This window comes from Parasphingomonas zepuensis (assembly GCF_036663735.1).
Classification (GTDB): Bacteria; Pseudomonadota; Alphaproteobacteria; order Sphingomonadales; family Sphingomonadaceae; genus Sphingomonas.
This window is the reverse complement of record NZ_JAXOJO010000004.1, coordinates 200006-213449: the sequence shown is the minus strand read 5'-3', so window position 1 is coordinate 213449 and position 13444 is coordinate 200006. Positions and strand designations below refer to the sequence as shown.

General features: G+C 66.6%; 11 protein-coding genes and 1 tRNA gene. 2 read left to right on the top strand and 10 right to left on the bottom strand.

Annotated features, from left to right (window positions below):
* Positions 1 to 157 precede the first annotated feature (157 nt).
* The 5 genes from U1769_RS16160 to kdpF form a co-directional block, all read right to left on the bottom strand.
* The gene (locus tag U1769_RS16160) at positions 158 to 847 is read right to left on the bottom strand and encodes a response regulator (RefSeq protein WP_332718010.1); all 690 of its coding nucleotides are present in this window, start codon (positions 845 to 847) and stop codon (positions 158 to 160) included.
* An 8-nt stretch (positions 848 to 855) separates the two neighbouring features.
* The gene (gene kdpC, locus U1769_RS16155; protein ID WP_332718008.1) at positions 856 to 1437 is read right to left on the bottom strand and encodes a potassium-transporting ATPase subunit KdpC; all 582 of its coding nucleotides are present in this window, start codon (positions 1435 to 1437) and stop codon (positions 856 to 858) included.
* A 77-nt stretch (positions 1438 to 1514) separates the two neighbouring features.
* Positions 1515 to 3545, bottom strand: coding sequence for a potassium-transporting ATPase subunit KdpB (gene kdpB, locus U1769_RS16150; protein ID WP_332718006.1), 2031 nt, complete (start codon positions 3543 to 3545; stop codon positions 1515 to 1517).
* A gap of 12 nt (positions 3546 to 3557) precedes the next feature.
* Positions 3558 to 5261 carry a potassium-transporting ATPase subunit KdpA gene (kdpA, locus tag U1769_RS16145; protein ID WP_332718004.1) on the bottom strand — a complete coding sequence of 568 codons (1704 nt, stop codon included), beginning with the start codon at positions 5259 to 5261 and terminating at the stop codon, positions 3558 to 3560.
* A gap of 13 nt (positions 5262 to 5274) precedes the next feature.
* The gene (gene kdpF / locus U1769_RS16140; RefSeq protein ID WP_272626678.1) at positions 5275 to 5364 is read right to left on the bottom strand and encodes a K(+)-transporting ATPase subunit F; all 90 of its coding nucleotides are present in this window, start codon (positions 5362 to 5364) and stop codon (positions 5275 to 5277) included.
* Between the two features lie 271 nt (positions 5365 to 5635).
* Between kdpF and U1769_RS16135 the strand changes: the two genes are divergently transcribed.
* A complete protein-coding gene (locus U1769_RS16135) occupies positions 5636 to 8260 on the top strand; it encodes a DUF4118 domain-containing protein (protein WP_443030375.1) in 2625 nt (874 codons plus the stop codon).
* A gap of 62 nt (positions 8261 to 8322) precedes the next feature.
* Here U1769_RS16135 and U1769_RS16130 read toward each other — a convergent pair.
* Positions 8323 to 8399 (bottom strand) — tRNA-Arg (locus U1769_RS16130).
* A gap of 83 nt (positions 8400 to 8482) precedes the next feature.
* Between U1769_RS16130 and U1769_RS16125 the strand changes: the two genes are divergently transcribed.
* On the top strand, positions 8483 to 8983 hold the full coding sequence (locus U1769_RS16125) for a hypothetical protein (protein ID WP_332717996.1): 501 nt from the start codon (positions 8483 to 8485) through the stop codon (positions 8981 to 8983).
* 8 nt (positions 8984 to 8991) lie between these two features.
* On the opposite strand, the gene U1769_RS16120 is transcribed toward U1769_RS16125, so the two are convergent.
* Genes U1769_RS16120 through hemB form a run of 4 tightly spaced genes read right to left on the bottom strand, consistent with a single transcriptional unit; the run spans position 8992 to position 13281 of the window.
* Positions 8992 to 11208 (bottom strand): spermidine synthase, encoded by a 2217-nt coding sequence (locus tag U1769_RS16120; RefSeq protein WP_332717994.1) that lies wholly within the window; start codon positions 11206 to 11208, stop codon positions 8992 to 8994.
* Positions 11209 to 11222: 14 nt separating this feature from the next.
* Positions 11223 to 11756 carry a GNAT family N-acetyltransferase gene (locus U1769_RS16115; protein WP_332717992.1) on the bottom strand — a complete coding sequence of 178 codons (534 nt, stop codon included), beginning with the start codon at positions 11754 to 11756 and terminating at the stop codon, positions 11223 to 11225.
* Positions 11753 to 12292: a GNAT family N-acetyltransferase gene (locus U1769_RS16110; protein ID WP_332717990.1), complete on the bottom strand. Its 540-nt coding sequence runs from the start codon at positions 12290 to 12292 to the stop codon at positions 11753 to 11755. The genes U1769_RS16115 and U1769_RS16110 overlap by 4 nt, the downstream gene beginning before the upstream one ends.
* Positions 12289 to 13281, bottom strand: coding sequence for a porphobilinogen synthase (gene hemB / locus U1769_RS16105; protein ID WP_332717988.1), 993 nt, complete (start codon positions 13279 to 13281; stop codon positions 12289 to 12291). Before hemB ends, U1769_RS16110 begins: the two co-directional genes overlap by 4 nt.
* Positions 13282 to 13444: the final 163 nt, after the last annotated feature.

Below are 13444 nucleotides of genomic sequence, written 5' to 3'. Positions count from 1 at the left end.
AATGGAACGCACTGGCGGAAATCCCCTCATCGCTTATCGCCGCCATCCTATATGATTCGGATCACGCGTGCCCGCCAACTAGGGGCTTTCGAGCCCCGGCGCTACTGGATCGCAGCCCGGTTCACCGACAATCATCCTTACCCGCTGCCCAGGGCGCTCAGGCCGCTCCGGTCAGCCGGTAACCGACACCCACCTCATTCCGGATAATGGTTGGCCGGGCGGGATCCGGCTCGAGTTTCTGGCGCAGGTTGCGGACCACGATGCGCAGATATTCGACCCGGCTCTCCTGGGCCGGTCCCCATATCTCGCGCAGCAATTGCGCATGGCCGACGATCCGGTCGGGCTTTTTGGCCAGTTCGGCCAGCACGCCATATTCCTTTGGCGCGAGATGCACTTCCTCGCCACCGCGCAGCACGCGGCGCGCTGCCAGATCGATCGTCACCTCGCCGATCGTCAGGACGGACTGGGCCGTCTGGTCGGCAAGTCGGTGGCGCAGCGCCGTGCGAATACGCGCGAGCAGCTCCTCGGTATCGAACGGCTTGGTCATATAGTCGTCGGCGCCGAGATCGAGCGCGGCGACTTTCTCGGCCGTATCCTCCCGCGCCGAGACGACGATCAGCGTCGCACCGCGCGCCTTGATCAGTTGGATCAATTCCAGCCCATCGCGATCGGGCAGCCCAAGATCGAGCAGCACCACATCCGGCTTGTCGATATCGACGAGCGACAGCCCTTCACGGGCCGTCGCCGCCTCGCCGGTCCTGTACCCGGCCCGCTCCGCCGCGACGCGCAGCAGCCGACGGATATGGGCATCGTCCTCGATGATCAGGACCCTGGCGGCGATCGGCATGCCCCTTGTTAGGGCCGCCCGCCCGCCCGGTCGAGCGCGCGGTTGAGCGCAAGCACATTGACGCGCGGTTCGCCGAGGAAACCCAGCAACGGCCGCTCAACCTGCGCTTCGACCAGCGTGCGGATTTTCTCAGGCTGTAAGCCCCGGGCCTTCGCGACCCGGCCCACCTGATAAAAAGCCGCCTCGGGACTCAGATCGGGATCCAGTCCCGAGGCGGAGGTCGTCACCAGATCGGGGGGGACCCTATTGCCTGGTGAAGGGGGATTGGCGGCGATATCCGCCGCGACGCGGTCGCTGAGTGCTTGGGATGCCGGGCCGAGATTCGATCCGGACGAGGCGCTGGCGTCATAGCCCTTGCCCGCCGCCGAAGGCCGGCCGTGGAAATAGCGGTCGCTGGCAAAGGCCTGGCCGATCAGCTCGGAGCCGATGACCTCCCCCTTCTCGACGATCAGGCTGCCGTTCGCCTGGGCCGGAAACAGCGCCTGGCCGATGCCGGTGAGCGCGAGCGGATAGGCCAGGCCCAGCAGCAGCGCGAAAGCAATGGTGAGCGCAAGCGCGGGACGCAGGGCGGTTTTCAGATCGGTGAGCATATCTTCAATTCCTTATGTGCTCCCGCGACGGCGGGAGCCCAGACTGAGTCCCAGCCTTCGCGGGGACACAAGGAGGGCTAGGCGAGGTGCAGAGCGGTGACGGCGAGATCGATCAGCTTGATCCCCACAAACGGCGCCAGCAGCCCGCCCAGCCCGTAAACGGCAAGGTTGCGCGCCAGTAGTGGCCCGGCCGGCATCGGACGGTACTTCACGCCCTTCAGCGCCAGCGGCACCAGCAGCGGGATGATCAGCGCGTTGAAGATGATAGCCGACAGGATCGCCGATTGCGGCGTCGCCAGCCCCATCACATTGAGCACGCCCAGTCCCGGATAGAGCGCGACGAACATCGCCGGGATGATCGCGAAATACTTCGCCACGTCGTTCGCGACCGAGAAAGTGGTCAGCGCGCCGCGCGTCATCAGCAGCTGCTTGCCGAGGCCGACGACCTCGATCAGCTTGGTCGGATCGCTGTCGAGATCGACCATGTTGCCGGCTTCCCGCGCGGCCTGGGTGCCAGTGTTCATCGCCACACCGACATCGGCCTGGGCCAAAGCCGGCGCGTCGTTGGTCCCGTCACCGCACATAGCGACCAACCGCCCGCCCTGCTGCTCCTTGCGGATCAGCGCGAGCTTGTCCTCGGGCGTCGCCTCGGCGAGGAAATCGTCCACGCCTGCTTCGGCCGCGATGGCGGCGGCGGTCAGCGGGTTGTCACCGGTGATCATCACCGTGCGGATGCCCATCTGGCGCAGTTCGCCGAAGCGTTCGCGGATGCCGGCCTTGACCACGTCCTTGAGCGCGATCGCGCCGAGCAGCCGGCCGTCGCGGGAGACGGCAAGCGGCGTGGCGCCTGAACGGGCAATCTCTTCGGTCACCCGGCGCAGTTCGACCGCAACCGGCGTGTTGCCGAGACCAGGATCCGCCCGCAGGATCGCGTCGACCGCGCCCTTTCGGATGGTGCTGCCGCCGGTGACGATGCCCGAGACACGGGTCTGCGCGGTGAACGGGATGATCTCCGCATCGGCCGGCATCACGCGGGTCGGGATAGCATGGCGCTCGCGCGCCAGCACCACGATCGAGCGCCCCTCTGGCGTTTCATCGGCGATACTCGCCAGCGACGCGGCGCTGGCCAGCGTGTCCACGTCGATGCCGCCGACCGGGAAGAATTCGCTCGCCTGGCGGTCGCCGACCGTGATCGTGCCGGTCTTGTCGAGCAGCAACACGTCGATATCGCCCGCCGCCTCGACCGCACGGCCCGATTTGGCGAGCACGTTGAAGCGCACCAGCCGGTCCATGCCCGCGATGCCAATCGCCGAGAGCAGCGCGGCGATGGTCGTTGGGATGAGCGTGATCAGCAGGGCTGCAAGGATCGCCACCGGCACGCCGCCGCCTGCGTAGGAAGCAAAGCCCGGAATGGTCGCGACCGCGATCAGGAAGATGATCGTCAGGCCGACGAGCAGGATGGTCAGCGCGATCTCGTTCGGCGTCTTCTGCCGCTCGGCGCCTTCGACCAGCGCGATCATGCGATCGAGAAAGCCGCGGCCCGGTTCCTGGGTGACGCGCACCTTGATCCGGTCGGAGATCACCCGCGTACCCGCCGTGACGGCGGAACGGTCGCCGCCCGCCTCGCGGATCACGGGCGCGCTCTCGCCGGTGATCGCGGCTTCGTTGACCGAGGCTACACCCTCGACGACTTCGCCGTCGGCCGGGATCAGGTCGCCGGTCTCGACCAGGACGATATCGTCCCTCTCGAGTTGGGTGGCGAAGGCGATCTCATAGGTGTCGCCTACCCCGAGCAGACGCTTCGCCTTGAGATCGGCCTTGGTCGCGCGCAGCGACGCCGCCTGGGCGCGGCCCCTGCCCTCGGCCAGCGCCTCGGCGAAGGTGCCGAACAGCACGGTCAGCCACAGCCAGACGATCAGCTGGATCTGGAATCCGAAGCTGAGCGGCTCCCCGCCGACGATAAGGAGCACGGTGAGCAGGGTCGCGACCACTGCTGTGGTGAACATCACCGGGTTCTTGATCAGCTGGCGCGGATCGAGCTTCTTGAACGAATCGCCGATCGCCGGGACGACCAGGCTCGCGGTGAAGATGGAGGTTGGTGCGGACATATCGTGATCCGATCAGGAGAGGTGGCCGCTGATCATCGCGAGATGATCGGCGATCGGGCCAAGCGCGAGGCTGGGGAGGAAGGTCAGGCCGCCCATGATCAGGATGACGCCGATGAGCAGCCCCACCCAAAGCGGTCCGGTCGTCGGGAAGGAGCCCGACGACGGCGGCGTGTATTTCTTGGCCGCGAGGCTGCCGGCGATCGCGAGCATCGGCACGATCATGAAGAACCGACCGCCCCACATGCAGATGCCCAGCAGCGCATTGTAGAAGGGCGTGCCTGCAGTCAGACCGGCAAAGGCAGACCCGTTGTTCGCGACGGCCGAGCTGAAGGCGTAGAGGATCTCCGAAAAGCCATGCGGCCCCTTGTTAAGTGGCCCGGCCAGCCCGGCGGGCAGAACCGAGGCGATCATCGTACCGCCCAGGATCAGCAGCGGCAGCACGGCGATGGCCAGCACGGCGAACTTCACCTCGCGGCCTTCGATCTTCTTGCCGACATATTCCGGCGTGCGCCCGACCATCAACCCGGCGACGAACACCGCGAGGATGGCGAACAGCAGGAAGCCGTAAATACCGGCGCCGACGCCACCTACGACGATTTCGCCCAGTTCCATGTTGATCATCGGGATCATGCCGCCGAGCGCGGTGAAGCTGTCGTGCATGGCGTTGACTGCGCCGCACGAGGCAGCCGTGGTGACGCTGGCGAACAAAGCCGAGGCCGCGATGCCGAAGCGAACTTCCTTGCCCTCCATGTTACCGCCGGCGACGCCGAGCTGATGAAGCACGGGATTGCCCGCAGCTTCCTGCCAATAGGCAATGCCGGTGCCGGCGACGAAGATGAGCAGCATGGCGGCGAGGATCGCCCAGCCCTGGCGCGTGTTGCCGACGGCCTTGCCGAAGGTCCAGGTCAGCCCGACGCCGATCAGGAAGATCGAGAGCATCTGGACCAGGTTGGTCATCGCGCTCGGATTCTCGAACGGATGCGCGCTGTTGGCATTGAAGAAGCCGCCGCCATTGGTGCCGAGCATCTTGATCGCTTCCTGCGAGGCGACCGGGCCGAGCGCGATGGTCTGCTTCACGCCTTCGAGCGTTGTCGCGTCGATCGACTGGGCAAAGGTCTGCGGCACGCCGCTCCAGATCAGATAGACGGCGTAGACGATCGAGATCGGCAGCAGCAGGTAGAGCGTGACGCGGGTGGTATCGGCCCAGAAATTGCCGATCGCTTTCGACTCGCGCCGCGCAAAACCCCGGAACAGGGCGAAGGCCAGCGCGATGCCGGTGGCTGCGCTCAGGAAATTATGGATCACCAGCCCGAACATCTGACTGAAGTTGGAAAGGGCGACCTCGCCCGAATACCATTGCCAGTTGGTGTTGGTGGTGAAGCTGACCGCGATGTTCCACGCGCCGTCCGGTGCGATCCCGGCATAACCGCGCGGGTTCATCGGCAGCAGATCCTGGAAGCGCAGGACGAAATAGGTGAACAGCAGAAGCGCGAGGTTGAACGCGATCATGTGGACCGCGTAGCGGCGCCAGCTCTGCTCGGCGTTGGGATCGATGCCGCCGAGCTTGTAGAAGCCCTTCTCCACCGGCCCGAAGACATAATGGAGCGGCGTGCGGCGCCCTTCGTATAGCGCGAACAGCCACAGGCCCATCGGCTTTGCGAGCGCGACGAGGATGATGACGAAGAGGGCGATCAGCCCCCAGCCCTGAAGATTCATGGCGCGATACCGATCAGAATCGCTCGGGCCGCAGGAGCACGGCCACGAGGTAAAGGAGGAGAGCGGCAGCGGTAATCGCGGCCAGGGTGAGGTGCAGCGTCATCGTCACGCCTCGTCGCACAAGCGGATATAGGCCAGCGTCAGCGCGAACAGCCCGGCGAGGGCGCCGAGCCACAGGATATCGGTCATGGGGCAATGCCTCCGATGTGCCGGCGCAGTGTGGCCGGGTCGGAAGGGCAGATAGGCGTGGGGGCCGTTAAGGTGCGACGGCGAATGCGGGCGGTTGGCGTTAAGTTCGCATATAGATCGCGTCGAAGGCGTAGCGTTTGCCTATGGCCGCTCTCATAGTCGGCGGACACTAATGGATGACCGGTTTGACCGATAAACGCCCCTCCCCCGACGCCCTGCTCCGTGCCGCGGAGCGGGAGGCGCGTGGGCAGCTGAAGATATTCCTCGGGGCCGCGCCGGGCGTCGGCAAGACCTATGAGATGCTGAACGAGGGAGCCGCCCGGCTCCGCGCCGGTGCGGATGTCGTCGTCGGCGTGGTCGAAACCCATGGCCGGGCCGAAACCGAAGCGCTGGTGGCGCCGTTCGAGGTGATCGCCCGCCGCACTATCGACTATCGCGGCCAGGCGCTGACCGAAATGGACCTCGACGCGATCCTCGCACGCCGCCCTGCTCTCGTACTGGTGGATGAGCTTGCGCACAGCAATGTCGAGGGCAGCCGCCACCCGAAGCGCTGGCAGGATATCCAGGAGTTGCTCGACGCCGGGATCGACGTGTTCACGACCCTCAACATCCAGCATGTCGAGAGCCTCAACGACGTGGTCGCCAGCTTCACCCGGGTCCGCGTCCGCGAAACGGTACCCGACAGCGTGCTGGAGGATGCCGAGATCGAGGTGGTCGATATCCCGCCCGACGAGCTGATCGAGCGACTCAAGGAAGGCAAAGTCTATATCCCGGCCGAGGCGACGCGGGCGCTCGGCCATTTCTTCTCCAAGGCCAATTTGTCGGCCCTGCGCGAGATGGCGTTGCGCCGCGCGGCGATGAACGTCGACCGGCAGATGCTCGAGCATCTCGACGCGAGCGCCCTGCCTGGCGCGTTCGCGGCCGGAGAGCGCGTCCTGGTCGCGGTGAGCGAACTGCCGGGCGCCGAAGCGCTCGTGCGTACGACCAAGCGCCTTGCGGACGCCCTCCGCGCGCCCTGGACCGCGGTCTATATCGAAACCCCGCGTGCCGAGGGGTTCGGCACCGAGGAGAAGGCGCGGATCGCCGCCACGCTCCGCCTTGCCGCCAGCCTTGGCGCGACCATCGCCACGGTGCCGGCCGAAAGCGTGATCGAGGGCCTGCGCGCGCAGGTCGACGGCATGCGTGCCACTCAGCTGGTGATCGGCAAGTCGCGGCGCAGCTGGTGGTTCGAGCTCCGACACGGTTCGGTCGTCGAGAAGATGCTGCGCAGCCTCGACGGCTTGGCCATCCACGTCATTCCGGCCGGGACCGAGACACTACGCCCCGCCAGGCAGGGGTTCCGGTGGGATGCACGCCCCGCCGTCTACGGCATCGTGATCGCGCTGGTGGCCGCGACGACCTTGCTGGCCCGGCTGCTCGAGCCGCTGATCGGCACCGGAGCGGTCGACCTGGTCTATCTCTTGCCGGTGGTCGTCGCAGCCAGCCGCTACGGACTGAAACCGGGGCTCGCCGCTGGCGTGCTTGCTGCGCTGGCATTCAACTTCTTCTTCCTGGCGCCGCTCTACACGTTCAGCGTCGCCGATCCGCAGAGCTTGCTGACGGTGCTGGTGCTGATCGGCATCGCTGCCTTCACCAGCCGCCTGACTGGAGGCATGCGCTCGCGTGCCGCGATCGGCGTGCGCGGGGCCCGGGAGAACGCAGCGCTCGCCGCCTTCGCTCAGGCCCTCACCCGCGTATCCGACGCTCAGGCCACGGCCGACACCGTCTGTATAGAGATCTCGCAGCTGCTCGGCGTGAATGCGGTGCTGCTCGCCGACCGCGACGGCCGGCCCGAGATCGTGGCCGCCTTTCCGCCGGCCAGCAGCCTGACCCCGATCGACCGGGCCGCGGCTGACTGGGCGTTCAAGCGCGGCGAGACCGCCGGATACGGCACGGTGACGCTCAACGCTTCCGACTGGCAATTCCATCCGCTCAAGACCTCGCTCGGCGTGCTCGCGGTGCTTGGCGTCGCGCGGAGCGACGGCGGCGATCCCGTGCCCTCCGACCGCGCCGTGCTGCTTTCGACCTTGGTCGGCCAGGCTTCGCTCGCGCACGAACGGCTGCGGCTCGAAGACGAAATGCGCGAGCTATCGGTGCTGAAGGAGCGCGACCGGCTGCGCGCCGCCCTGCTCTCCTCGATCGGTCATGATTTGCGCACGCCGCTGACTGCAGTGACCAGCGCCGTCGAGGGCGTTGCCGCCGAGCATCCCGAATCAGCTGCCGTCCCGCTAGCCCGCGCGGAACTTCAGCGGCTGCGCCGCTTTCTCGAAGATCTGCTCGACATGGTCCGGCTCGATACCGGCGCGCTGACCTTGTCGATCGAGCCGATCGACCTGACCGACGCGACGAGCGCGGCGATCCACGATCTGAAGGAGCTGTTGCGGGGCAAGCATATCGATTTCCAGGTGCCCGCCAATCTGCCGCTGGTCCGTGCCGACCCCACCCTGCTCCACCACATCCTGATCAACCTGCTGGTCAATTCGGCCCAGCATGGCGGCGCGGGCGGAACGATCACCATCGAGGGCCGGCGCACGCCGGAGGCCGTCACGATGGCGATTCGCGACGATGGTCCAGGCCTGCCGGCGCCCGATCGCGATCTGTTCCAGGTCTTCACCCGGGGCGCGGGCAGCGACCGTGCTGGCGGGAGCGGCCTCGGCCTCGCGATCGTGAAAGGCTTTGCCGACGCGATGCAGGTGACCGTTAGGGCCAGCAACCACGCCGAGGGCGGTGCCGTCTTCACCCTCGAATTCAGGGATCTCGTCACCGCGTGATTGTCCGCCGTCGGCACCATCATGGGGGTCCCCGAAGGGAATGATCTAACGATATGGAAAATTGGCGCACCCGGAGCGATTCGAACGCCCGACCCTCAGATTCGTAGTCTGATGCTCTATCCAGCTGAGCTACGGGTGCGCGGGAAGTGGGCTCATAGATGCGTCTTTTCGGTAGCGCAAGTGCGTTGCACCCGACTAATTGACGGCATAGAGCGACAAGCGATGAAAGCTTCCCTCCCGCTCGCCTGTATTGCCCTCCTGAGCGGCTGCGCCGGGCGGACGACCGGACACTATCCCTCGCTTCTGCCACGACCGATCGAATCGACCAGCCTGGCCGAGCCGGAGCCGGCGCCGGCCGCCATCGCGACTCCGGACGCGCCGACCGATGCGAAGCTCGCGACGGTGAAGACCACATTGGCTGAAACCGAATCGGCCTTTGCGCCCGCCGCAGAGCGCGCGCAGCAGGCCGCTGCGTTGGCAAAGGGACAACCGGCCGGAAGCGAGCGCTGGATCACGGCGCAGACCGCGCTTGCCGAGCTTGACGGCTACCGGGCGACCACTTCCGCCGCGCTCACCGATATCGAGGATCTCGCGATCGCGCGTGCGACCGCGGGGCAGCCCGACTATCCCGGAATCGAGACGCTGCGCGCAGCCGCCGAAGCGCAGCTCAAGACGGAAACGGCGCGAATCGCGGCGATCCAGGCGATGCTGCCCGAGTCCTGAGATCCGGCCTAGGGTTTCCGGAACAGCTTCACGAGCGGAACGATCGTCGAATAATCGTCGGTCCAGGGCGTGAATCCCGGATAGCGATTGAGCGGCCGCCACGCGGCACTGCGCGCCTTCAGCGCGGCGATCGTCGCCGGATCTTGCGACAGTGCCACCCAGAAGGACACGGCGCGGGGTTCCGCCACCTCAGGCCCCGGGAAATAGATCAGCTTGGCCGCACTCCACCCGCCCGCCGAGGCGGCGGCCGATACGACCGGTTCCAGATCGAGGAACTTGTTGGAGATGTGGAACAGCAGCACGCCGTCATGCGCCAGCACCCGGCCATAGGTATCGAACGCCTCGCGGGTCATCAGGTGCATCGGCACCGCGTCCGATGAGAAGGCGTCGAGCGTCAGAAGATCGAGTGAGCCAGTCTCTTCCGTTTCCAGATTGAGCCGCGCATCGCCGATCGCGATCGTCGGATGCGGCAGGCAACGCCGCAGGAAGCTGAACTGGCCCGTGTCGCGTGCAATATGCACCACGGCCGGATCGATCTCGTAGAAGCGCCATGTCTGGCCCGGCCGGGCATAGCAGGCGAGTGTGCCCGCACCGAGCCCGACCACCCCGATTCGCGCCCGATCACCGAACAACTGGGGGACCAGCTGCATCGCCTGGCCGACGCCAGATCCCTTAACATAATAAGCAGTCGGCGTGCGCTCGCGCGCTTCGCTGCCCAGCAACTGCGTGCCGTGGACCGTGGTTCCGTGCTGGAGCTGCCGCACCTCCTGACTGCCGCCGACGGTGTAGACGCCGAAATAGCTGCGGGTCCGGGCGCCGGGTTCGAGCGACAACAGGATCGACCGGTAACCGCCGAACACAATGAGCGCCCCGCCCAGCGCGATGACGAAGGCAGTGCGTGCGCCGATCGTCACGACGCCGACCACGACCATCACGACGAACACGATGCCCTGGAGTGGACCCGAATCCTCCATGCCAGCGCCAGGGCCCTGCAGCACGAGGAGGATCAGCACCGCCATCAGCAAGGCGACCGCCATCGTCATGATCCGCCGCTGCTGAGCCGTCCGGTTCCACAGTAGGCCGATCTCCGGAATCAGGAAGGCCTGCGGGGTAAGCACGCCCGCCGCTAGCACCAGCAGCGGATATTCGTAGGTCCAGTCGAACACGAGCGGCGCGACCAGCGCAGCGAAGACACCGCCCAGCGCACCGCCGACCGACATGGCGAGGTAGAATCCAGTCAGCCGGTCAGGCTCGGGCCGGATCCGGTACATCGCTGTGTGCAGCGCCACGGAGGCCATGAACAGCAGCACCAGCGCGAGCCCGGCATTGAGCCACGGCTTGCCCTGCAACCCGCCCACCAGCACGCCGCCGATCAGCAGGATGACGACCGGCGCCAGCCTGGTCAGCAGATCGGCCGGGCCCCGCCGCGTGGCGAAGGCAATGGTGAAGCTCAGCAGATAGAGGCCGAGCGGCAGCACCCACAGCAGCGGCATCGCGACGACGTCGGTGGTGATATAAGTCGAAGTCGCGAGCATCAGCCCCGATGGGACCAGCGCGAGCGCGATCCAGTGCGCGACCCGCCTGCGGCTCGGCGGCGAACTCGCCGCGACCGGTCCTTCGACGATTGCCAGCTTCATCCTTGGCAAGGTCATCGCACACACCGCGACGAGCAGCCCGACGACGATATAGCCAGCAGTCCACAGCGCGCTCTGGCCTTTCAGCGCCATGCCCGGCTCGACGAGCAAGGGATAGGCGATCAGCCCGGCGAAGCTGCCGAAATTGGATGCCGCGTAGAGCGCATAGGGATCCTCGCCCTTGCTCGACACATTGAACCAGCGCTGCAGCAACGGCGCCTGGGCCGAGATCGCGAAGAACAACGGACCGATCGACGCGCAGAGCAGCCAAGGCACCCAGATCGCCGGCTGGGCATTGGGAGGAAGCTGAGTCTGCAACAGGCCGATCGGCAGCCATATGGCAGCGATCAACAGCACTGCGAGATGGATCGCCGCCTGGAGCCGCGGCGTCACCCGGCCAAGCGCATGGGCATAGGCATAGCCGCCAAGCAGCAGCGCCTGATAGACAAGCATCGCCGAATTCCACACGGCGGGCGCGCCGCCGAGGCGGGGAAGCGCCATGCGCGCGACCATCGGCTGGACGAGGAACAGCAGGAAGGATCCGGTGAGGATCGCGACCACGAACAAGGGCCGCGCGAACCGCGCGGGCATCGAAAATGTCGCCATCAGGCGGGTCGGGCGATGCGGTAAAGGATGTGGCGGCGCAGCGGGTCGCCTTCCGAAAAGAGCGGATGATCGAAATCACCCCCGATCACGCGCTGCATTCCAAGTCGCACCATCAGCCCCCAGCTCGCTTCGTTCGCCTGGACCGTCATCGCCGCGACGCCCGGCGCGTCGAGACTGGCCCACGCCCAGTCGAGGCTGGCCTGCGCCGCTTCCCGCGCATAGCCGTGCCCCCAATGGTCGTAAGCGAGACGCCAGCCGATCTCGGTCTCGTCGGCGATCGGCGTGCCGGACGGGCCCGGCTTGATCCCGCAGAAACCGAGAAACACGCTGTCGCTGCGCCGCTCGATCGCCCAGAAGCAATAACCAAGATTGCCTAACAACTCCTTCTGCCGGTCGATCGCCGCGGCGACGTCGGCGTGAGTCAGCGAGGGGCCGAGAAAACGCATCACCCGCGGATCATTGCCCATCGCATGGAAGGGCGCATGGTCCTCCGCGCGCCAGCCGCGCAGGATCAGCCGCTCGGTGACGATCATCGGGTGGTGTCCGGCCGATCGATCACGAAGGCGACGCTGCGCCGGCGCGGATCCAGTTCGTCGAAAGCCGGGTGATCGAAGTCGGCGCCCAGCCGGTGCATCCCCAGCCGTTCCATCAGGCCCTGGCTTCGCACATTCTGCGCCGCGGTGATCGCGGTTACCCGCGGCGCCGCGAGATTGGCCCAGGCCCAGTCGAGGCTCGCCGCGGCGGCTTCACGGGCATAGCCCCCGCCCCACCATGGCCGCGCGAGCATCCAGCCGATCTCCACCTCTCCGGCGATCGGCGTGCCTTCGGCTCCGGGCTTGAGCCCGCAAAAGCCGATCAGGACTTTCTCGTCGCGATGCTCGACCGCCCAGAAGCCAAGACCGTGGCTGTCGCCATAGCTGGCATGACGCGCGATGGTCGTGTCGCTATCCGCCGCCGACTTGACCGGGCCGAGATCGGCCATGACCGCCGGATCGGCCCACATGGCGTGCAACGCGGCACGATCCGCCGGAACGGGCGGCCGCAGGATCAGGCGCGCGGTCTCGATCACGCGCCGAGCAGTCTCGCGGCATGAGCGGCGTGATAGGTCAGCACACCCGAGCAGCCGGCACGCTTGAACGCCATCAGCGTCTCCAGCACCACGCCGTCACGCTCGGCCGCGCCAGCCGCGACCGCTGCCTCGATCATCGCGTACTCGCCCGACACCTGATAAGCGAAGACCGGAACCTGAAACTCGCTCTTCACGCGCAGAATGATGTCGAGATAGGGCAGCCCCGGCTTGACCATCACGCTGTCCGCACCCTCGGCGATATCGAGTGCGACTTCGCGCAGCGCCTCCTCGGCATTGGCCGAGTCCATCTGATAGGTCTTCTTGTCGCCCTTGAGCAGGCCGCGCGAGCCGACCGCATCGCGGAACGGGCCATAGAAGCCGCTCGCATATTTAGCCGAATAGGCCATGATCTGGACGTTGACCCGCCCGTCGCCCTCCAGCGCCTCGCGGATCAGCCCGACCCGGCCGTCCATCATGTCGCTCGGCGCGATGATGTCGGCGCCCGCCGCGGCCTGGTTGAGCGCCTGCCCGACCAGCACCTCCGCCGTCTCATCGTTGAGCACATAACCGGTATCGTCGAGCAGCCCGTCATGGCCGTGGCTGGTATAGGGATCCAGCGCAACGTCGGTCAGCACGCCGATTTCGGGCACCGCATCCTTCAGCGCGCGGATCGCGCGGCACATCAGATTGTCCGGGTTGAGCGCTTCCTCGCCGCGATCGGAGCGGCGATCGGGCTGCGTGTTAGGGAACAGGGCAAGACACGGAATACCGAGATCGCGCGCTTCCTTCGCCCGCGCCACGATGCCGTCGACCGACCAGCGCGATACGCCGGGCAGGCTCGGGATCGGCTCCTCCACCCCCTGCCCATCGACGATGAACAGCGGCCAGATCAGGTCGGCGGGGGTGAGAACGGTTTCGGCGTACATCCGCCGGCTCCACGCCGAGGCGCGGGTGCGGCGGAGACGAAGCGCTGGATATTGGGCTGACATGCGCGGCTTTTGATCCCTCCCGCCCGCCCGCGCAAGCCCGCGGCGAGGCGACTTCTGCTCAAGTGCCTAGACCAATAGGTCAGAAGGCCCCTTCGTTGAATCAGGGGGCGGACTACAAGGTTGTTGGGAATGTCATGCAAGTCGCTGACATTTTTTTGCGCGA

Excerpts from the sequence above, each read along its gene's own strand:
- U1769_RS16160 (WP_332718010.1), bottom strand. The coding sequence starts at position 847 with ATGCCGATCGCCGCCAGGGTCCTGATCATCGAGGACGATGCCCATATC.
- kdpC (WP_332718008.1), bottom strand. The coding sequence starts at position 1,437 with ATGCTCACCGATCTGAAAACCGCCCTGCGTCCCGCGCTTGCGCTCACC.
- kdpB (WP_332718006.1), bottom strand. The coding sequence starts at position 3,545 with ATGTCCGCACCAACCTCCATCTTCACCGCGAGCCTGGTCGTCCCGGCG.
- kdpA (WP_332718004.1), bottom strand. The coding sequence starts at position 5,261 with ATGAATCTTCAGGGCTGGGGGCTGATCGCCCTCTTCGTCATCATCCTC.
- kdpF (WP_272626678.1), bottom strand. The coding sequence starts at position 5,364 with ATGACGCTGCACCTCACCCTGGCCGCGATTACCGCTGCCGCTCTCCTC.
- U1769_RS16125 (WP_332717996.1), top strand. The coding sequence starts at position 8,483 with ATGAAAGCTTCCCTCCCGCTCGCCTGTATTGCCCTCCTGAGCGGCTGC.
- U1769_RS16120 (WP_332717994.1), bottom strand. The coding sequence starts at position 11,208 with ATGCCCGCGCGGTTCGCGCGGCCCTTGTTCGTGGTCGCGATCCTCACC.
- U1769_RS16115 (WP_332717992.1), bottom strand. The coding sequence starts at position 11,756 with ATGATCGTCACCGAGCGGCTGATCCTGCGCGGCTGGCGCGCGGAGGAC.
- hemB (WP_332717988.1), bottom strand. The coding sequence starts at position 13,281 with ATGTCAGCCCAATATCCAGCGCTTCGTCTCCGCCGCACCCGCGCCTCG.